The organism is Erythrobacter sp. HKB08 (assembly GCF_004114695.1).
Lineage (GTDB): Bacteria > Pseudomonadota > Alphaproteobacteria > Sphingomonadales > Sphingomonadaceae > Parerythrobacter_A.
This window is the reverse complement of the sequence record NZ_CP035310.1, coordinates 1,874,382-1,892,195: the sequence shown is the minus strand read 5'-3', so window position 1 is coordinate 1,892,195 and position 17,814 is coordinate 1,874,382. Positions and strand designations below refer to the sequence as shown.

General features: G+C 62.8%; 16 protein-coding genes and 1 tRNA gene. 2 read left to right on the top strand and 15 right to left on the bottom strand.

Going from position 1 to position 17,814, the window contains the following annotated elements; translation table 11 throughout:
* Positions 1-53 precede the first annotated feature (53 nt).
* Both EO245_RS09120 and EO245_RS09115 read right to left on the bottom strand, forming a co-directional pair.
* Positions 54-1,058, bottom strand: a complete 1,005-nt coding sequence (locus tag EO245_RS09120) for a septal ring lytic transglycosylase RlpA family protein (protein WP_164931296.1) — start codon at positions 1,056-1,058, stop codon at positions 54-56.
* 61 nt (positions 1,059-1,119) lie between these two features.
* The gene (locus tag EO245_RS09115; protein WP_128892625.1) at positions 1,120-2,133 is read right to left on the bottom strand and encodes a lytic transglycosylase domain-containing protein; all 1,014 of its coding nucleotides are present in this window, start codon (positions 2,131-2,133) and stop codon (positions 1,120-1,122) included.
* A 127-nt stretch (positions 2,134-2,260) separates the two neighbouring features.
* Between EO245_RS09115 and EO245_RS09110 the strand changes: the two genes are divergently transcribed.
* Positions 2,261-2,350, top strand: a tRNA-Ser gene (locus EO245_RS09110).
* 18 nt (positions 2,351-2,368) lie between these two features.
* Here the strand turns inward: EO245_RS09110 and EO245_RS09105 are convergent.
* The 7 genes from EO245_RS09105 to EO245_RS09075 all read right to left on the bottom strand — a co-directional run bounded on the left by EO245_RS09105 (position 2,369) and on the right by EO245_RS09075 (position 9,405).
* Positions 2,369-3,094, bottom strand: coding sequence for an HAD family hydrolase (locus EO245_RS09105; protein WP_128892624.1), 726 nt, complete (start codon positions 3,092-3,094; stop codon positions 2,369-2,371).
* On the bottom strand, positions 3,091-4,008 hold the full coding sequence (locus tag EO245_RS09100) for an aminotransferase class IV (RefSeq protein ID WP_128892623.1): 918 nt from the start codon (positions 4,006-4,008) through the stop codon (positions 3,091-3,093). The genes EO245_RS09105 and EO245_RS09100 overlap by 4 nt, the downstream gene beginning before the upstream one ends.
* 2 nt (positions 4,009-4,010) lie before the next feature.
* The gene (locus EO245_RS09095) at positions 4,011-5,873 is read right to left on the bottom strand and encodes a cation:proton antiporter (protein ID WP_128892622.1); all 1,863 of its coding nucleotides are present in this window, start codon (positions 5,871-5,873) and stop codon (positions 4,011-4,013) included.
* A 34-nt stretch (positions 5,874-5,907) separates the two neighbouring features.
* Positions 5,908-7,317: a dihydrolipoyl dehydrogenase gene (gene lpdA, locus EO245_RS09090; protein WP_128892621.1), complete on the bottom strand. Its 1,410-nt coding sequence runs from the start codon at positions 7,315-7,317 to the stop codon at positions 5,908-5,910.
* A 5-nt stretch (positions 7,318-7,322) separates the two neighbouring features.
* Positions 7,323-7,700, bottom strand: coding sequence for an acyl-CoA thioesterase (locus EO245_RS09085; protein ID WP_234026866.1), 378 nt, complete (start codon positions 7,698-7,700; stop codon positions 7,323-7,325).
* 26 nt (positions 7,701-7,726) lie between these two features.
* A complete protein-coding gene (locus tag EO245_RS09080; RefSeq protein ID WP_128892620.1) occupies positions 7,727-8,041 on the bottom strand; it encodes an SH3 domain-containing protein in 315 nt (104 codons plus the stop codon).
* A 74-nt stretch (positions 8,042-8,115) separates the two neighbouring features.
* Positions 8,116-9,405 (bottom strand): pyruvate dehydrogenase complex dihydrolipoamide acetyltransferase, encoded by a 1,290-nt coding sequence (locus tag EO245_RS09075; RefSeq protein ID WP_128892619.1) that lies wholly within the window; start codon positions 9,403-9,405, stop codon positions 8,116-8,118.
* 118 nt (positions 9,406-9,523) lie between these two features.
* Here EO245_RS09075 and EO245_RS09070 point away from each other — a divergent pair, with 118 nt between their 5' ends.
* The gene (locus tag EO245_RS09070) at positions 9,524-9,979 is read left to right on the top strand and encodes a universal stress protein (RefSeq protein WP_128892618.1); all 456 of its coding nucleotides are present in this window, start codon (positions 9,524-9,526) and stop codon (positions 9,977-9,979) included.
* Here EO245_RS09070 and rnr read toward each other — a convergent pair.
* The 6 genes from rnr to EO245_RS09040 form a co-directional block, all read right to left on the bottom strand.
* A complete protein-coding gene (gene rnr, locus EO245_RS09065) occupies positions 9,976-12,252 on the bottom strand; it encodes a ribonuclease R (protein ID WP_128892617.1) in 2,277 nt (758 codons plus the stop codon). The two genes, EO245_RS09070 and rnr, sit on opposite strands and share 4 nt — an antisense overlap.
* 52 nt (positions 12,253-12,304) lie before the next feature.
* Positions 12,305-12,892 (bottom strand): DUF805 domain-containing protein, encoded by a 588-nt coding sequence (locus tag EO245_RS09060; RefSeq protein ID WP_128892616.1) that lies wholly within the window; start codon positions 12,890-12,892, stop codon positions 12,305-12,307.
* Positions 12,893-12,910: 18 nt separating this feature from the next.
* Positions 12,911-14,455: a proline--tRNA ligase gene (proS, locus tag EO245_RS09055; protein WP_128892615.1), complete on the bottom strand. Its 1,545-nt coding sequence runs from the start codon at positions 14,453-14,455 to the stop codon at positions 12,911-12,913.
* A 36-nt stretch (positions 14,456-14,491) separates the two neighbouring features.
* A complete protein-coding gene (gene phaR / locus EO245_RS09050; RefSeq protein ID WP_128892614.1) occupies positions 14,492-15,046 on the bottom strand; it encodes a polyhydroxyalkanoate synthesis repressor PhaR in 555 nt (184 codons plus the stop codon).
* A 69-nt stretch (positions 15,047-15,115) separates the two neighbouring features.
* The gene (alr, locus tag EO245_RS09045) at positions 15,116-16,165 is read right to left on the bottom strand and encodes an alanine racemase (RefSeq protein ID WP_128892613.1); all 1,050 of its coding nucleotides are present in this window, start codon (positions 16,163-16,165) and stop codon (positions 15,116-15,118) included.
* A complete protein-coding gene (locus EO245_RS09040) occupies positions 16,158-17,792 on the bottom strand; it encodes an MFS transporter (RefSeq protein WP_128892612.1) in 1,635 nt (544 codons plus the stop codon). Before EO245_RS09040 ends, alr begins: the two co-directional genes overlap by 8 nt.
* Positions 17,793-17,814 lie beyond the last annotated feature (22 nt).

Genomic DNA, 17,814 nt, shown 5'->3' with positions numbered 1-17,814 from the left:
AATCAGGACGGTCTTGCGGATCTTACCGGCTCCTCGCCGGAGATACCGGCGCTCTAACCCAGGGTGAAAACTCTTGCGTCGCTATAACCGGCAGCACGTGCCTTGGCGAGCGCGGCTTCGGCCTGTCCACGACTGGTGAAAGGGCCGATCCGGACGCGGTGGAAGCGCCCGCTGGTTTCCACGAAACCGCCGATCGCTTCTGCCGCGCGCGTCGCGTTGTCCTTGCTGGCGAAAGCAGCGGCCTGGACGACGAAATTTCCGTCGGCTTCGGCTTCGGAAGCTGGAACCTCGTCTGCAGTTGCAGTGCTGGCCGCGACAGCCCTCGCAGCTTCAACCGGTTGGACGAGCGGTTCTTCGACGAAATGAACAGGTTGCACCTCGGCGACGGCAAATGCGTCGTCGAATGTAACAGGTGTTGCTTCAACTTCCGCCTGAGGTTCGACCTGTGCGATTTCGACAGGTGCGGTTTCCGCCTGCTCCCCAACGACCGTTGCGACTTCCGGAAGCTCCACGGCCTGCTCGGCAAGCTGCGGTGCTTCGACCTGTTCCGCCGCTTTTGACGGCAGCAGGTTGGCCGAACCGCTCTCGGGAAGGTTGCGCTTGAGAACCGTGAGCAACGAGCTCGGCGTCTCCATCCGGTCGGGTGCTGCTTCCCCTGAGCGCAATTTGGCCCTGTCGATCTCCGGCGCGTTGACACGGCGAACGCGAACCGGTGCACCTTCGGCTACTCCAAGCTGGCTTGCAGCCCCTTGTGACAGGGCGACCACGCGGCTCGAGGTCATCGGACCGCGTCGCTCCACGCGGGCAAGGATGGTCTTGCCGCTGTCGAGTGCAGTGATTTCGACATAGCTCGGCATCGGAAGCGTCTTGTGCGCGACCGTCACGCCGGCGAAGCTGTCACGTTCCAGCGCTGCGAAGCCCACCTCGTCGTAATTGAGGCTGTTGCTCGGCGTATATAGCTTACCGTCCACGGTAAACGGTTCGCCGACCACGACCGGATAATCGGCTTCCGGCCCGCTGGTCGCGCGCACCGGTGCGGGGTCGTAGGACGCGCTCATTCCGCCCGAGCAGGCGGCTAGCGCAAGCGTTCCGCCGACTATGGCGAGGCGAAACCGGTAATCACTGGGCAATCTCATCTGCAAGTAACCCCACACTCATCGCGTAGTAGTTCGAGCAGTTATATTCGAGGATAACCCTATAATTTGCGGTTAAGAGCCATGCCGGCTCCCCCGCCCCGTCGGGCTGGAACAGCGAAGCCATCGCGTCGGGCGCAAGATAACGCTGCGGCTGAACGCCGAGTTCGCGCCATTCGGCAACGGTCTTCCACTGGCTGTGCCGCTCGTGCACGCGCGGACAGACGGGGGCGACGACCTCGCTTTCGACAGCCGACCAGTTGAAGCCAGCCGGCACGGTCGCCCGAACACCCCATGGCTGGCCCGCCCGCCATCCGCTGTCGCGGAAATAGCGTGCGATAGAGGCGAGCGTATCGGCGCGGTTGTTGAAGATGTCGGCCCGCCCGTCGCCGTCGCCATCGGTGGCGAGGCGCAGGTACACGCTCGGCAGGAATTGCGGATTGCCGAATGCCCCTGCCCAGCTTCCGACCAGCTGGTTGCGCGAGTATCCCTTGTCAGCAACCTTGAGCAAGGCGATGAATTCGCTCTCGAAAAGTTCGCGGCGGCGCCCTTCCCAGGCCAGCGTTGCAAGCGAGCGCGCGAGGTCGAAGTCGCCCTTGTAGCCACCGTAATTCGTCTCGTGTCCCCAGATCGCCATGAGCACTTCGACCGGCACGCCGTATTCCGCCTCGATCCCTGCGTGCAGTCCGCGCGTAGCCGAATACATGTCCCGGCCGCGGGCGATCCGCGTCGGGTTCACATGGGTCCGGATATAGGGGGCCATCGCTGGGTAACCGCTGCTGGTCGGCGTGCCCGGTTGTGCGCGGTCGAGCTGGATCACGCGCGGGTTGGGCGTCAGGCCTTCGGTCATGCGGCGAATGGTGCTCTCACTCACCCCTTCCGCACGCGCCTTGGCGATCACCAATTGCAGGTAGGCATCGAAGGACAAGTCCTGTGCGGTTGCCGGTGAAGCGACCAGAAATGCGGCGAAAGCGAGAAGCGCGACCTTGAATTTCCTCATGACGTCAATGTGCCACAAGCGGCGTGGCGCTTAAACACAATTCGCCAAAGGCTCGTTCAGTTGGGCGCGAAATCCGCGCGGAAAGGCGTGACAAGACAGGGCAAGACGATTAGCGAGCCCGGTCAGCGGACAGGTGGCAGAGCGGTTGAATGCACCGGTCTTGAAAACCGGCAAGGGTGCAAGCCCTTCGTGGGTTCGAATCCCACCCTGTCCGCCAAGCCCTAAACCGTTGCGATCAGCGAATGCGGAATGCCCGCATGGCATCGTAATCCGCGCGGCATTGCTCGGCCACTTCGGCGTATTCTCCTCGGAGCTCAGGCAGCTCTCCCGGAGGCGGGCCGAAACCGGTCGAAGAATTGACCTTGTCGTACCAGTGCTTTCCCCAGATGCCGTCTTCCGGATGCGGGCCTTTTGTCCAGGACAGCATCGCATCGTCCCATTCGATGCCGAGCGCTTCGCAGAGCTTCGAAAGCACCCCGGCAGGATCGCGCAAAATGTCGTCGCTATCGACCACAGGAGGCGTTCTCCCCGAACGCTCGCATTCGTAATCGAAATATTCGCGCATCTTCGCAAAGCCGAGCATTTCTGCTTCGCGCAGTTCGTTCTTGGCACGGTAGCTCGCCACGACGCGTTCGGGTGCCCGGATGAGAAAGGCGTGACGGTGGTCGGCCATGTCGCGGATGGAGATTGGGCCGACCATGTGGTGCGGCATGTGCTTTTGATACCAGACCGGCTCGCCGCCCGGTGGATCCCCCGACTGGGTATGCAAGACCGAGTTCCAGTCGCAATCCATCGACGCGATTGTCTCTTCGGTCATCGGATGCTGCTCGCCCGAGGTCTTCAGGAAGGCGCCGTAGAACGGTTCGTCGGATACCGCACAGTCCGCCCTCGCCCCGAAGCTGCGCATCATCGCGGTCGAGATATTGCGCGGTCCCGACCACATGGCGATGCGGATGGTCATGCCGCCGCGTCCCGATCCATCAGCGCTCTGTAGAGTCCCTGAAGTCGCTCGACCATCGGGCCCCGCGCATCGGTCAGCTTGCGGCCATCGACCTCGGTTACCGGAACGACACCGGCGAAGGTTCCGGTGACGAAAGCCTCGTCCGCGCCATAGACATCGGTGAGCGAGAAGTTCTTCTCGAACACGGGAATGTCGTTCTCTCGGCAGATGCGGATGACGTTGGCGCGGGTAATGCCGCCGAGGCAGTAGTCCCCGCTGCTGGTCCAAACCTCGCCCTTGCGCACGATGAAGAAGTGCGTCGAATTACAAGTCGCCACGAAGCCGTGCGGATCGAGCATGAGCGCCTCGTCGGCTCCGGCCTGCGCGGCCTGGATGCAGGCGGTGATGCAATTGAGCTTCGAATGCGAGTTGAGCTTCTGGTCCTGAACCGCCGGATCGCCGCGTCGCACGTGGACTGTGAAGAGGCGGATGCCCTGCTCAATCGTCGACGGAAGCGCAGATTTATACTCCGGGATGATGACGATTGTTGCTGGCGAGATAACCACCCGCGGGTCCTGATAAGGCGTCGAGCGGATGCCTCGCGTCACCATCAGGCGGATATGCACACCCTCCTGATCGCGCATGCCGTTCGCATCGATCGTTTCCTCGAGCCGGGTGGTCAGCTCCTCGCGCGTCAGGCCGATATCCATCGCGATGGCCTTCGCGCCTTCGTACAGCCGGTCGAGATGTTCATCGAGGAAAGCAAGGCGTCCAAGGTGCAGCCGCAGCCCCTCCCACACCCCGTCACCGAGCATGAAGCCGCTGTCGAAGACGGAAACCATCGCTTCGGCCCGCGGAACGAGATCGCCGTTCACATTGATCAGGATCGTCTCGTTGCGCGGATCGGCTTCGAAGTCGTGCGTGCCCTTTGCCATGCTCAATGTCCCCGCTTGAGAATTTCGTCCATCTGGTCCCGCAACACCGGGTCCCACTTCGACCGAAGCTCTTTCACCCGCTCCATCAGCGCCTCGTTCTCGTCGAAGGGCACGTCGATCCGATAGACGTCGGCGACCTCGCGCATGGAGCTGCGATCCATTTCCTCGAATGCATCGGTCATCGCCTGCGCGCGCTGGCGGTCGATTCCGAGCGCTTCGAGCGCCGAGCGGCCCATACGAAGCGAGCTGTCGTAGGTCTCGCGAATGATGTCGCGGCAACCGTAGGACCACAGGTCGAACACATGGTTCCGGTCGATCGCCCTCGCAGTGACATGCAGGTTCGGGAAATTGGCAATCGCGTATTTCACCAGCTTGTCGATCTGCTCACGCTCATCGAGCGCCACGATTAGGATCTTTGCCTGCGCGATGCCCGCCGAATGCAGCAGGTCCGGACGCGTCGCGTCGCCGAAGTAGGTCCGGTAGCCGAGCTTCCTGACAACCTCGAGATGCTTGGAATCGTAGTCGATGACGGTGGTCGAATAGCCCGCCGCCTGCAGGATGCGATCGACGATCCCGCCGATACGCCCTCGCCCGGCGATGATCACCGAATTCTCTTCGTCGATCGTATCGGGCTCGCGCTCCTGCCCCTTGCAGTACAGGCGCGCGATGACCTTGTCGTAGAAGATGAAGAGCAGCGGCGTGACAAGCATGGTCAGCGCCACGATCAGCAGCAAGAGGTCGGCCAGTTCGGTATCGAACACAGCGTTGGCGACGGCGAAAGCGATCAGGACAAATGCGAACTCGCCAGCCTGCGCGAGGCTGAGCGAGAACAGCCACTTCGCCTGCCGCTTGATGCCTGCGAACTTCGCGATGCCGAGGAGGATCAGGACCTTGGTGGCAATAATGACGGCCGCCCAGAACACGACCTCTCCGGCGCGCTCGAAGGCCAGCACGAAGTCGATGCCCGCACCGACGGTGATGAAGAACAGGCCGAGCAACAGGCCCTTGAACGGCTCGACGTCGGATTCCAGTTCGTGGCGATATTCGCTGTTCGCAAGCACCACGCCGGCGATGAAGGTTCCGAGGGCCGGCGACAGACCGACTGCGCTCATGAGCAGCGCAATGCCGATCACGAACGCAAGGGCTACCGCCGTGAAGAGCTCGCGCAGGTCGGCGCCGGAGATGAACCGGAAGATCGGCCGGGTCAGGTAGTTTCCGATCAGCGCCACCGCCGCGACCGCACCGACGGTAACGATGGCTGCAAGCCATGCAGGCAAGCCCTCGGTGAGCGAGAAGCCGCCGCCATGGCCATGTGCCCCCTCGCCATGGCCTGCGCCTGCCGCAGCCAGTTCCGGCAGGGCGAGAAGCGGCAGGATCGCGAGGATCGGGATGACCGCGACATCCTGGAACAGAAGGACAGAAAAACTCGCCTCCCCGCCCTCGCTTTTCAGGAGGCCCTTCTCGTTCAGTGTCTGCACGATGATCGCGGTCGACGAGAGCGCGAGGACAAGCCCGATCGCTACTGCGGTTTGCCACGGATTGTCATTGAGCAGCGCGATCCCGGTCAGGACCAGCGTCGTCAGCAGCACCTGTCCTCCGCCAAGACCGAGGAGGCGGTTTCGCATCTCCCACAGCTTGCGCGGCTCGAGCTCGAGGCCGACGAGGAACAGCATCATCACGACGCCGAATTCGGCGAAGACTTGCAGCTGTTCGATATCGACGTCGAGTGTGATCAGCAGCGGGCTGATCGCCATGCCCGCGAGCAGGTAACCCAGTACCGATCCGAGCCCCAGGCGCGTCGCGATAGGCACCGCGATGACGCCGGCAGCGAGGATGGTGAAGGCGATTACGAGAAAGTCGGTCATTCGTTCACCGCCTTCCCCGCAATCCTGTCAAAAATCAAATATGGAGTGCTCGCCCGTAGGCCGAAAGCACGCTTTCATGCATCATCTCGGACAGGGTCGGATGCGGGAAGACCGTCTGCATCAGTTCCGCCTCGGTGGTCTCGAGCTGCTTGCCGACCGTGTAGCCCTGGATCAGTTCGGTTACTTCCGCGCCGATCATGTGAGCGCCCAGAAGCTCGCCGGTTTTCGCATCGAAGACTGTCTTGATGAAGCCGTTCGCTTCACCGAGCGCGATGGCCTTGCCGTTGCCGATGAAGGGAAAATTGCCGACCTTGAGGTCGTAGCCTTGCTCCTTCGCCGCCTTCTCGGTCAGGCCGACACTGGCGACCTGCGGGTGGCAATAGGTGCAGCCGGGAATGTTCCGGCGGTCGAGGGCGTGCGGATGCACCTCCTTGTTGCCGAGTTCCTGCGCGATCGCTTCGGCTGCCGTCACGCCTTCGTGACTGGCCTTGTGGGCGAGCCACGGTCCCGGCGTGCAGTCGCCGATCGCCCAAAGGCCCTTCGACTTCGTGCGGCCGTAGTCGTCGATCTGGATGAAGCCGCGATCCATCTCCGCAAGCTTGTCGATGCCGATGTTCTCGGTGTTTGGCTGGATGCCGATGGCGACGATTGCGTGGGTGAACTCGTGATCGGCAACCTTGCCGGACTTGTCCTTGATCTTGGCCTTCACGCCTTTCGCATCGGCCTTGAGGTCTTCGACACCAGCGCCGGTGAGTATTTTCATGCCCTGCTTGGTGAGCGACTTTTCGAGGAAAGCGGAGACCTCGTGATCCTCGACCGGGACGATCCGATCAAGCATTTCAACCACGGTAACTTCCGCGCCCATATCGTTGTAAAAGCTTGCAAACTCGATACCGATCGCGCCGCTGCCAATAACCAGCAGCTTCTTCGGCATTTCCGGCGGCACCATTGCGTGGCGATAGGTCCAGATGCGCTTGCCGTCGGCCGGGGCGAACGGCAGGTCGCGGGCGCGGGCGCCAGTGGCAACGATGATGTGCTTGGCGGTGAGCTTTTCCTCACCCTTTTCGCCCTTCACTGTCAGCGAGGTGGGGCCGGTGAGCGTGCCCTCGCCCATATGCACGGCGATCTTGTTCTTCTTCATCAGGTGCGCAACGCCCTGGTTGAGCTGCTTCGCCACACCGCGCGAACGCTTTACCACGGCTTCGAGATCGGCCTCGATCTTCTGCGCCTTGAGGCCGTAGTCGCCCGCGTTCTGCATGTAGTGGAATATCTCGGCCGAACGCAGCAGCGCCTTGGTCGGGATGCAGCCCCAGTTGAGGCAGATTCCGCCGAGGTTCTCGCGCTCGACTATCGCAGTATTCAGCCCGAGCTGTGCGCAGCGGATCGCCGCGACATAGCCGCCGGGGCCGGAACCGAGAACGATGACGTCGTAGGAGTTTGCCATGATACCTATGCTTCCTTGGGGAGGATTTCCGCTGCCGCGCCAACCGGGCGAGGTCGCCCGTCGTCATCCAGCAGCACGAATTTGAACACGCCTTCGGCCACCTTCGTCGTAGCCTCGCCGTGGCGCTCGCGCGAAATCGCCTCGGCCGAAATCGTGACCGAGGTCCGACCTGCACCGGCGAGATTGCAATAGACCGACAGCTCGTCGCCAACGCTCATCGCGCCGGGGAATGCAAAGTCGCTGGCCGAAACGACGACCGCCTTGCCTTTCCCGACCCGGCTAGCGAGCGCACCTGCGCCCAGCGCCATCTGCGCCATGAGCCAACCGCCGAAAACCCCGCCATAGGGATTGAGGTCCGTCGGCATGGCGGTCGCGCGCATCATCAGGTTGCTGTCATTCGACGCCATGGTCAGCCTGCAATCAGTTGGATGTAACGGTCGGAGACCCAGCCAGCCTTGCACGGGCCATCGTAGGCCCGGTAGCTGTCGACCGGAGAGGATGTCTGGCAGTCCTGGTCCTCGGAGCCCTCGTAAACGATGCCGTGCCAGCCCTCGACATGGTCGCACATCCAGACGATCTGGTGCGGTCCGAGAGTATCGATGCGTTTCGCCGAGACATTGGGTGCCGAACGCACGGCCAGAAAATTATCGCCATCGGGCTTGAGGTTCACGACCTGGCCGACCGCTCCGCATGCGTCGAAGTCCGGCCCATCGTGGCCGATCATTACGGCACGATCCAGCCGCGGTGCCGCAACTGCAACGCTCGCAACACAGAGCGCGCAAATGGCGGCTATCAGCTTCAAACCAGCAGCCCCATCGGGTTCTCGACGAGGTTCTTGAACGCTTCCATCAGCTGGGCACCGTCCGCACCGTCGATCGCGCGGTGGTCGAAGCTGCCCGTCGCGCTCATCACGGTCGCGACGCCTAGCGCGCCATCGATGACCCACGGGCGCTGCTCGCCAGCACCAACGGCGAGGATCATTGCTTGCGGCGGGTTGATGACTGCGTCGAACTGCTTGGTGCCAAACATCCCGAGGTTCGACAGCGAAGCAGTGCCGCCCTGGTATTCGTGCGGCTGAAGCTTGCCGTCGCGCGCCTTGCCCGCAAGTTCTTTCATCTCGGTCGAGATTTGCGCGAGGCCCTTGCGACCGGCATCGACGATAATCGGGGTGATCAGCCCCGAGGGCGCGGCGACCGCGACGGAGATATCCTCGCGCTTGTACTGGTGCAGTTCCTCGCCCTGGAAACTGACGTTGCAGCTCGGCACGCGCTGCAACGCGCGGGCGAGCGCCTTGATCAGCAGGTCGTTGACCGACAGCTTCACGCCGTCCGCCTCGAGCGATGCATTGAGCTGCTTGCGCAGGTCCAGCAGCGCATCGAGCCGGACATCTACGGTCAGATAGATATGCGGGATCTGCTGCTTCGCTTCGGTCAGGCGGCGGGCGATAACCTTGCGGACGTTGTTGAGCTTGTGCGCTTCGAACGGTGCGCCGAATTCGCTCTCCGCCGGGGTCTGCGAAGGCGTGCGGGGCGCAGCCATTTCCGCGGTCGCATCCTTGGCCGGAGCCGCGCCGGGCTGCGCATCTTCGACATCGGCCTTGACGATACGGCCGTTCGGGCCGCTACCCTTGATGCTTGCGAGGTCGAGCCCCTTCTGCTCGGCGATGCGCTTGGCGAGGGGTGATGCAATGATGCGGTCGCCGCCAGCCTTCGGAGCTGGAGTCGGTGCCGGGGCCGGTGTGGGAGCGGGCGCTGGCGCAGGAGTGGCCTCTTCCTTCGGCTCTTCCACCTTCGGAGCTTCTTGCGCAGCACCGCCACCGGAAGCAGCCGCCTCGCCCACGTCCTCGCCCTCTTCGGCGAGGATCGCGATGACGGTGCCGACCTTTACGTTCTCCGTGCCTTCGGGAACCTCGATCTTGGCGATCGTGCCTTCGTCCACGGCTTCGAATTCCATCGTGGCCTTGTCAGTCTCGATCTCGGCCATGATGTCACCGGCACTGACGGTGTCGCCTTCCTTGACCAGCCAGCGGGCGAGCGTGCCCTCTTCCATGGTCGGTGACAGGGCGGGCATCTTGATAGGCGTCGGCATGGTTTTCCTTCGCTGGGGAGGCAAATCGGCTCTGCTTTGGCCAATTTGGCACATTCGGGCAAGGTTCTTGCGCCGAATACGTTTTCAGCGGATAGCTTGCGCCACGGGAGAGAGATGGATGCGCGTTTACCTGGTGGTGATGGACGAGACGGACGAAGCTCGCAAAGCCCTGCGATTTGCCTCGCGGCGAGCGATGCAGAGCGGCGATGCGGTCCACATCCTGGCCCTCGTACCCAAGCAGAATTTCAACGCCTTTGGCGCGGTCCAAGCGACCATTGAGGAAGAAGCGCGCGACAGGGCCGAAGTGATCGCGAGCAGCGCCGCCGGCAACCTGTTCTCCGAAAGCGGGCGCATGCCGGTGATCACCGTCAAGATCGGTGATGGCCAGACGGTCATCAAGGAATATCTCGCCGACCATCCGGAAGTGGCAGCGCTGGTGCTGGGTGCGGCGGCCGAGGGGCCTCCGGGACCGCTCATTACGCACTTCGCGGGCCATTCGGGTGACCTGCCCTGCCCGCTCTACATCGTGCCCGGCCGCTTCACGAACGAAGAGATCGACCGGCTCGCCGCCTAGCGTTTACGCTTGCCCTGGTGCCGGATATTTGCCGGTCGCCCGCGCTTTCCACCGACATACTTGCCCTTGCGCTTCGGAACGGGCCGCGCACCGCGCGCCTCGATCGGATTGCCCTCGGTATCGAGCGGCACGAACTTGAGAGCGCCGGTGATCGGATTCGCCTCGCCCAGTTTGAGCTTCAGTCGGTCGCCCAGCGCGTAGCGGGTTCCGCTGTCCTCACCGACCAGTGCATGCGCCGCCTCGTCGTAGCGAAAGTGCTCACGGCCGAGCGTCGACACAGGCACAAGCCCGTCGCCGCCCAGCTTCTCGATTGTGGCGAAGAAACCGAAAGGCTGGACGCCGGTAATCCGCGTGTCGAAAGTCTCGCCCACGCGGCCCGACAACCATGCTGCGACATAGCGGTCGATCGTCTCGCGCTCGGCCTCCATCGCGCGGCGCTCCGCCTGGCTGATGGCATCGGTGATGCGCGAGAGGTCCTCGCGATCGCGGTCCGAGAGGCCGGTAGTCGGCGGGAGTTCGCCCGTCGGCTTGGGTTGTTCGAGCTTGTATGCATCGACCAGCGCGCGGTGGACCAGCAGGTCCGAATAACGGCGGATCGGCGAGGTGAAGTGCGCGTAGGAACCGAGCGCGAGGCCGAAGTGGCCCGCATTCTTGGGCCCGTAGTAGGCCTGCGTTTGCGTGCGCAGCACCGCTTCCATGACCTGCGCCTTCTCGGCATCGTCGGTCACGTCCTTGAGCATGCGATTGAACAGCCCCGGGGTGATCACCTGGCCGAGCGCGAAGTTGCGTCCGAACGTCGCGAGATAGTCCTTAAGCGCAACCAGCTTTTCGCGGCTCGGCGGCTCGTGCACGCGGTAGACGACTGGCGCCGACTTGTTCTCCAGCGCCTTTGCCGCCGCGACGTTGGCGGCGATCATGAAGTCCTCAACGACACGGTGGGCATCGAGCCGTTCCCGCACTGCGATTTCGGCGATCTTGCCCTGCTCGTCGAGCATCACGCGGCGTTCGGGCAGTTCGAGCTCAAGCGGGTCGCGATCATCTCGCGCGGCGGCGAGAATTTTCCAGCAACCCCACAGGTTCTTCAGGTATTCGGGCGCGCTGTCGTCGTCGATCTGCGCCTGCGCATCCTCGTAGGCGATATTCTGCGCAATCCGCACGATTGCGCGGGTGAAACGCTGCGAGAGCACCTTGCCCTCGCTGTCGATGTGCAGGTGGCAGACCATCGAGGCGCGGTCTTCGCCCTGCTTGAGCGAGCATTTGTCGGCCGACAGGATCTCCGGAAGCATCGGGACGACCCGGTCCGGGAAATAGACCGAGTTCCCACGCTTGCGCGCCTCGCGGTCGAGAGCGCCGCCCGGGCGGACGTAGTAGGAGACATCCGCAATCGCGATGAGAGCCTTGTAGCCGCCCTTCCCGTCCGGCTCGGCCCAGATCGCATCGTCGTGGTCGCGAGCATCGGCGGGATCGATCGCGACGATGAGAACATCGCGCAGGTCTTCGCGGTGGTCTTCATGCAAATGCAGCTGCGAAGCGGCGCGCGCTTCTTCCAACGCCTGCTCGGGGAATACGTGCGGGATGCCGTGCTTCGAAATCGCGATGAGCGAAAAGCTCTTCGGAGCAAGCGGATCGCCAAGCACCTCGACGACTTTCACTCCGGATCGCGGCGAGCGACCGGCGGGTTCGGCCACGACGAGCTGGCCCTCTTCCGCACCGCCCAAATCGGCGATCGGGGATGAGTTGCGCACGCGCTTGTCGGTAGGGGCGAGCCAGGGCTTTCCGCTGCCGTCCATCTCGACCACGCCCATCAGCCCCTCGGTCCGGGCCGGGAGCTTCTTCATCACATGCGCGCGCCAACCGCCGCCGGTCTCTTCCGTCCGTGCAAGTATCCGGTCGCCGGTTCTGAGCGCAGCCTGACGAGTGCGGCCCTTCTTATTCTCGATCACGCGCAGGCGCGGAGGGGTGGTTCCGTCCTCGGGTTGCCAGGCATCGGGAATGGCGTAGGGTTCGCCGTCCTCGATATCGACGACACGCAATACGGTCACTTTCGGGACACCGCCCATTCGGTGATAGGCCGTCTTCTTGCCGTCGATCAGGCCTTCCTCGGCCATGTCCTTGAGAAGGCGCTTGAGAGCGATCTTCTCCTGACCCTTGAGCCCGAATGCCTTGCCGATTTCCCGCTTGCCGACGATGCCGTCTGCGGATTGGATGAATTCGAGAACCTGCTCGCGCGACGGCAGCCCTTGGGGGCGCTTGTTATGAGGGCGTTTGGCCATAGGCGGCCCATATGGGACCGCCCGCGCCAAGTGTCACGGCCTAAGCGATTTTTCAGAACCTGACAGGTGCCTCGCCATACTTGTTCGGCCCCTCGTCCGACTTCATCACCCCGAACGCGATCACGACGAGATAACCGATCCATGGCAGGATGCTGTAGGCGTAGAGTTCGGACTGCATCGCCATCGCCTGGTTGGGATCGGTCGCTGTCATCGCCTCGCGCGTGCTCGCCATGATCTTGTCGAAAGACGACACGTTGATAGCCAGCGCTGCGAGGTAAGGACCGATCGCCAAGAGGGCCAACCAACCCGGCTTGCCGCTGTCATGAAGCCTGCGGACGAAGGCTGCGACAAAAAGGAGCACAGACAGCACGCCTAGGATCACGCTGATCCAGATCTGCGTCTTGAGCGAGCCTTCCAATTGCTCGAACATCGCCGCGTTGAGCTGCTGCGGGTCGGCGCCCGAACGCGCCGCTTCGAAAGCTCCCTGGAACATGCCAACCATCATCGGGATCGAGACGATCAGGCTCGCCACGAACTGGAGAATGATGAGAAACAGCACGTAGAACCAGAATGTCTGGCGCGCATCGCGGCCTTCGAAATTGGTCAGGTTCGACAGGTTGTATTTTACCGATTCGATCATGGTCCCCTCCCTCGCCCGTCAGTACGCGCGTGCCACGTAGATCCGCTCTACCGCAGGCTCGCCCGTGAAGATGCAGGGGCCGTCGACCGGCTCCGCATCCATGGGCACATTGCGGATTGTGAGCTTGAGCGATTTCAGCTTTTCGACGACCTTTTCGAGAGCATCGCCGGTCGGCTTCGACCACTGCACTTCGACCCAGCCCGGATAGCGGGTCTTGCCGTCGTAGAACTGAGCAAGCTCGTCGAAGGTCGTCACACCGCGCGTGATGTTCTCGTCACGGCGATTGCGCGCCTCCTCGAAAATCGACTTCTGGATTTCCTCGAGCAGGCCCGGGAGCATGTCGGCAGCTTCGCCGACGGCGGGCGTCTGGAAGGCAGGCTTGCCGTTGTCCGTGTTCCACAGGCGATCGCGGCGCAGCAGGCTGACGACGCCGTTCTCCATGTCCCGGCCACCGACCTCGATGATGACGGGCGCGCCCTTGCGAACCCAGTCCCAGCGCTTCGCCGCGGCCTTGCCCGGCTTCTTGTCGAGCAGGACGCGAAGCGGTTCGCCAAGCGCGCTCTTGCCCTTCAGTTCGTTCGCCAGCTTGGTGCAATAATCGAGCAGGGCCTCGTCTTCGGGCTTGTCGCGCAGCATCGGCAGGATCACGACCTGCCAAGGCGCGATGACCGGCGGGACGCGCAGCCCGTCGTCATCGCCATGGGTCATAATGACGCCGCCGACCATGCGGGTCGAGAAACCCCAGCTGGTCGTGTGCGCCAGCTGCTGCTGTCCTTCGCGGTCCTGGAAGCGGATGCCGCTCGCCTCGGCGAAATTGGTTCCGAGATAGTGGCTCGTGCCCGCCTGCAGCGCCTTGCCGTCCTGCATCATGGCTTCGATCGACCAGGTCTCGACCGCGCCGGGGAAGCGCTCGTTCTCCGGCTTTTCGCCGACGATGACCGGAATGCACAGGTCGTCTTCCGCGCAGGCGCGGTACATTTCGATCGCGCGGTGCGTTTCCTCGATCGCATCCTCGCGTGTTTCGTGCGCGGTGTGCCCTTCCTGCCAGAGGAATTCACTGGTGCGCAGGAACATGCGGGTGCGCATCTCCCAGCGCACGACATTAGCCCACTGGTTGGTGAGCAGCGGCAAGTCGCGCCAGCTCTGCACCCAGCGCGCCATCGCATCGCCGATGATCGTTTCCGAGGTCGGACGCACGACGAGCGGTTCGTCGAGCTTCGCCTCGGGATCGGGAATGAGCTTGCCATCCTCGCCCGCAATCAGGCGGTGATGAGTGACGACCGCCATTTCCTTGGCGAATCCTTCGACATGCTCTGCCTCGCGCTCGAAGTTCGAGAGCGGGATGAAGATCGGGAAATAGCAGTTCTCGACACCCGCTTCCTTGATGCGGGCGTCCATCACGCGCTGGATGCGCTCCCAGATGCCGTAGCCCCACGGCTTCATGACCATGCAGCCGCGCACACCGGATTCTTCGGCGAGGTCGGCGGCGGAGATGACCTCCTGGTACCATTGGGCAAAATCGTCGGCGCGCTTCACCGACAGGGCGTGGCGGATATTGGACACTGTTTTTCCTGCTGATCTGGTCGGCGCGATGGGCGCCTATTTATCGAGTTCGTCGAGTTTCTTCTGCATCGCGGCCATCTGCTTGCGCAAGGCCTCAATTTCGCTTTTTTCCTCTGGCGGCTGCTTGGCGGCATCGGCCTTGGTGCCGGGCAGGAGAGCCTCGCCCATTGCCTTCATCACGGCGAGGTTGGTTTCCGCGATCTTGGCAATCGGATTGCCGGAAAGGCCGTTCTGGAAGGCTTCCTGGATCTTTGCCTGGTTCTTGCGGAAGTTCGCCATGCTGGCTTCGAGATAGCTAGGCATCATCGCCTGCATCGAATTGCCATACATGGCGATCAGGTCACGCAGGAAGCTGACCGGCAGCATCTGCTTTCCGCTCGCCTCTTCCTCCATGATGATCTGCGTGAGAATCGAATGGGTGATGTCGTCCCCGCTCTTCGCATCGACCACTTTGAAGTCGACGTTATCGCGGGTCATCTTGGCCAGATCGTCCAGCGTGATGTAGCTCGACGACCCGGTGTTGTAGAGTCGGCGGTTGGCGTATTTCTTGATGATGATGGTATCGCCATCCTGCGCGCTGCGCTTGGCCATGTAAGCACCTCTCATGCTGCAATTTTGCTGCATTAGCAGGTGCAGCAAGTGCAGTGCAACATATCCGTCCTAAACAAGCCCCCGATCATAGCGCGAACCGAGCGTGGTCAGGATTTCGTACTGCGACAGGCCGGAACGTGCGGCGGTCTCGGGCAGCGAGAGAGGTATATCCACCCAGTCCCCTTCGCGCAGGTCCTTTACCTCGCTGGCATCGACGACGATCATGTCCATCGAGACCTTGCCCAGAACCGGCAGCTCCTTGCCGTCGAACCTGAATACCGCATCGGGTCCGAGCATCCGCAAGAAGCCATCTGCATAGCCGAGCGAAACCACCGCGATACCCATGTCGCAAGGCGCGACGAACTGGGCGTTGTAGCCGACACCCTCACCCGCCTCGATCCGGCGGGTCTGGAGGATTGCAGCCTGCGGAAAGACGACCTGCCTAATCTCTCGAACCAGCTCCTCTCGCTGGACGCCGCCATACAGCGAAAGGCCCGGTCGGGTCAGGTCGAAGGCGTATTCTGTGCCGAGCCCGATGCCCGCGCTGTTGGCAAGGCTCGTTCGGCGATGAGGGACTGCCTCGATGGCGGTTTCAAAACGCTCTAGCTGCTTCCGGTTGCTCGCAATGTCCTCGTCCGCCGAAGCGAGGTGCGACAACAGCACATCGACCTCGAGTGCCTGGACTGCCACGTCCCCGATATCGCCCAACGAAAGGCCGAGGCGATTGATGCCCGTATCGACCATCACATGGCACAGTCCGCCGCCGCTTTCCGCCCAGACACGCGCCTGCGCGATGCTGTTGATCACGGGCAGGACGCCTGTCGCCCGGGCGAAAGCTGCATCGGCTGCATTCGCAGGGCCATGCAGTACCGCGACCTGTTCCGCCGGGACATGCTTCAGGACCGCAGGAACCTCGCTCCAGTGCGCAACGAAGAATGCGCGAGCACCCGCATCCCGCAGGGCAGGCACCGCATGGTCGACGCCCACCCCATAGGCATCGGCCTTGACCGCAGCGCCTGCTGCCGCGGCGCCGGACATGCGATCGAGCGTGCGCCAGTTATGCGCGATCGCATCCCGGTCGATTTTGAGCCTGAGCGAAGCCGGCGGCAGGTCAGCCATTCTCTTCGAAATCTTTCGGTGGGCCCGACGGCAAGCCGAACCATGCGACGACCACGCCGAAGGCTACCACGACCCAGGTGTACCACAGGCCGGAATAGATATTCCCGGTGCTCGCAACGATCACCCCTGCAATGAGCGGCAGGAAGCCACCAAGGTAGCCGGCACCGATGTGATACGGGATCGACATCGAGGAATAGCGGATCTTCGGCGGGAACATTTCGCTCAGCAGCGCAGCTACCGAGCCATAGGTCAGCGCCGACAACACGCCGAGCCCGAGAAGGATCGCGACGATACCGAGGATCGCGCCCATACCGGGCTGCTGCTTGGTGAAGTCGAAGCCGTATTCGCTCAGTGCGGCGCGGATGCCGTCGCGGCGCTCGCCTGCGTTCTCGAGCCACTCCGGCGCGATCGGGATCGCATTGCCGCCTGCCGACATGCCGAGGGTGCCCCCCGCTTCGACGGTGTAGGCGACACCCGATGCCGTCAGCGTCTCCAGCACCTTGCCGCAATCGGTCTGCTCGCGGTCGAACAGGTCGGCGAAGGGATCGGTCGTGCATTGCTGTCCGGTGACGACGATCGGCGTGCGTTCCGACGCTTCCGCGAGCCCCGGATTGGCGAGGCTGCCCAGACCCCAGAACGCCGGGAACAGCAGGAAGAGTGTTGCAACCGCGCCGATGATAATCGGCCTCTTGCGCCCGATCGTGTCCGACCATTTGCCGACGATGACGTAGAAGGTCATCGCGATGAGGCCGGAAACAAACAGGATCAGCTCCACGGTCAAATCGTCGACATGCATCGGTCCGCGCAGGAAGCTCATCGCGCTGAAGAACGCGGTGTACCAGATCGTGGTCAGGATGCCGGTCACACCGAACAGGGTGACGAAGATGCGGCGCTTGTTCCCGGGATAGGTGAAGCTCTCTACGAACGGGTTCTTGGCCGTTTCGCCCGCTTCCTTCATCGCCTGGAAAACAGGGCTTTCGGACAGCATCAGGCGCATCCAGAGCGAGATGCCGAGAAGGATGATCGAAAGCAGGAAAGGCACGCGCCAGCCCCATGCCACGAAATCGTCTTCGGGGATCAGGAAGCGGCAGGCCAGGACGACCGCGATCGACAGGACGAAACCGCCCGCGACGCTCGCCTGGATGAAGCTCGTGTAATATCCGCGCTTTTCAGGGGGCGCATGTTCGGCGACGTAAATCGCCGCCCCGCCGTATTCCCCGCCGAGCGCGAGCCCCTGCAAGACACGCAGTAGGATGACGATGATCGGCGCCGCAATGCCGATCGTCTGCACGGTCGGGATGAAGCCCACCCCTGCCGTCGCAATACCCATCAGCGTGACGGTGACGAGGAAGGTGTATTTGCGTCCCAACCTGTCGCCTAGGAAGCCGAACAGGATCGCGCCGATCGGACGGAAAGCGAAACCGACCGCGAAGGTCGACCAGACGAGCAGCAGGCCGAGCGTGTCGTTGTCGGTCGCGTAGAAGGCATCCTTCAGGATGTAGGCGAGCGTGCCGTAGATGAAAAAATCGTACCATTCGAAGATCGTACCGGCGGAACTCGCACCGATGACGAGCCGGATTTCCTTCTCGCTCGGTTCCCGGTCCTTGAGTGCGATACTCTCGCTCATACGATTGCTCTCCCCCGCGTAT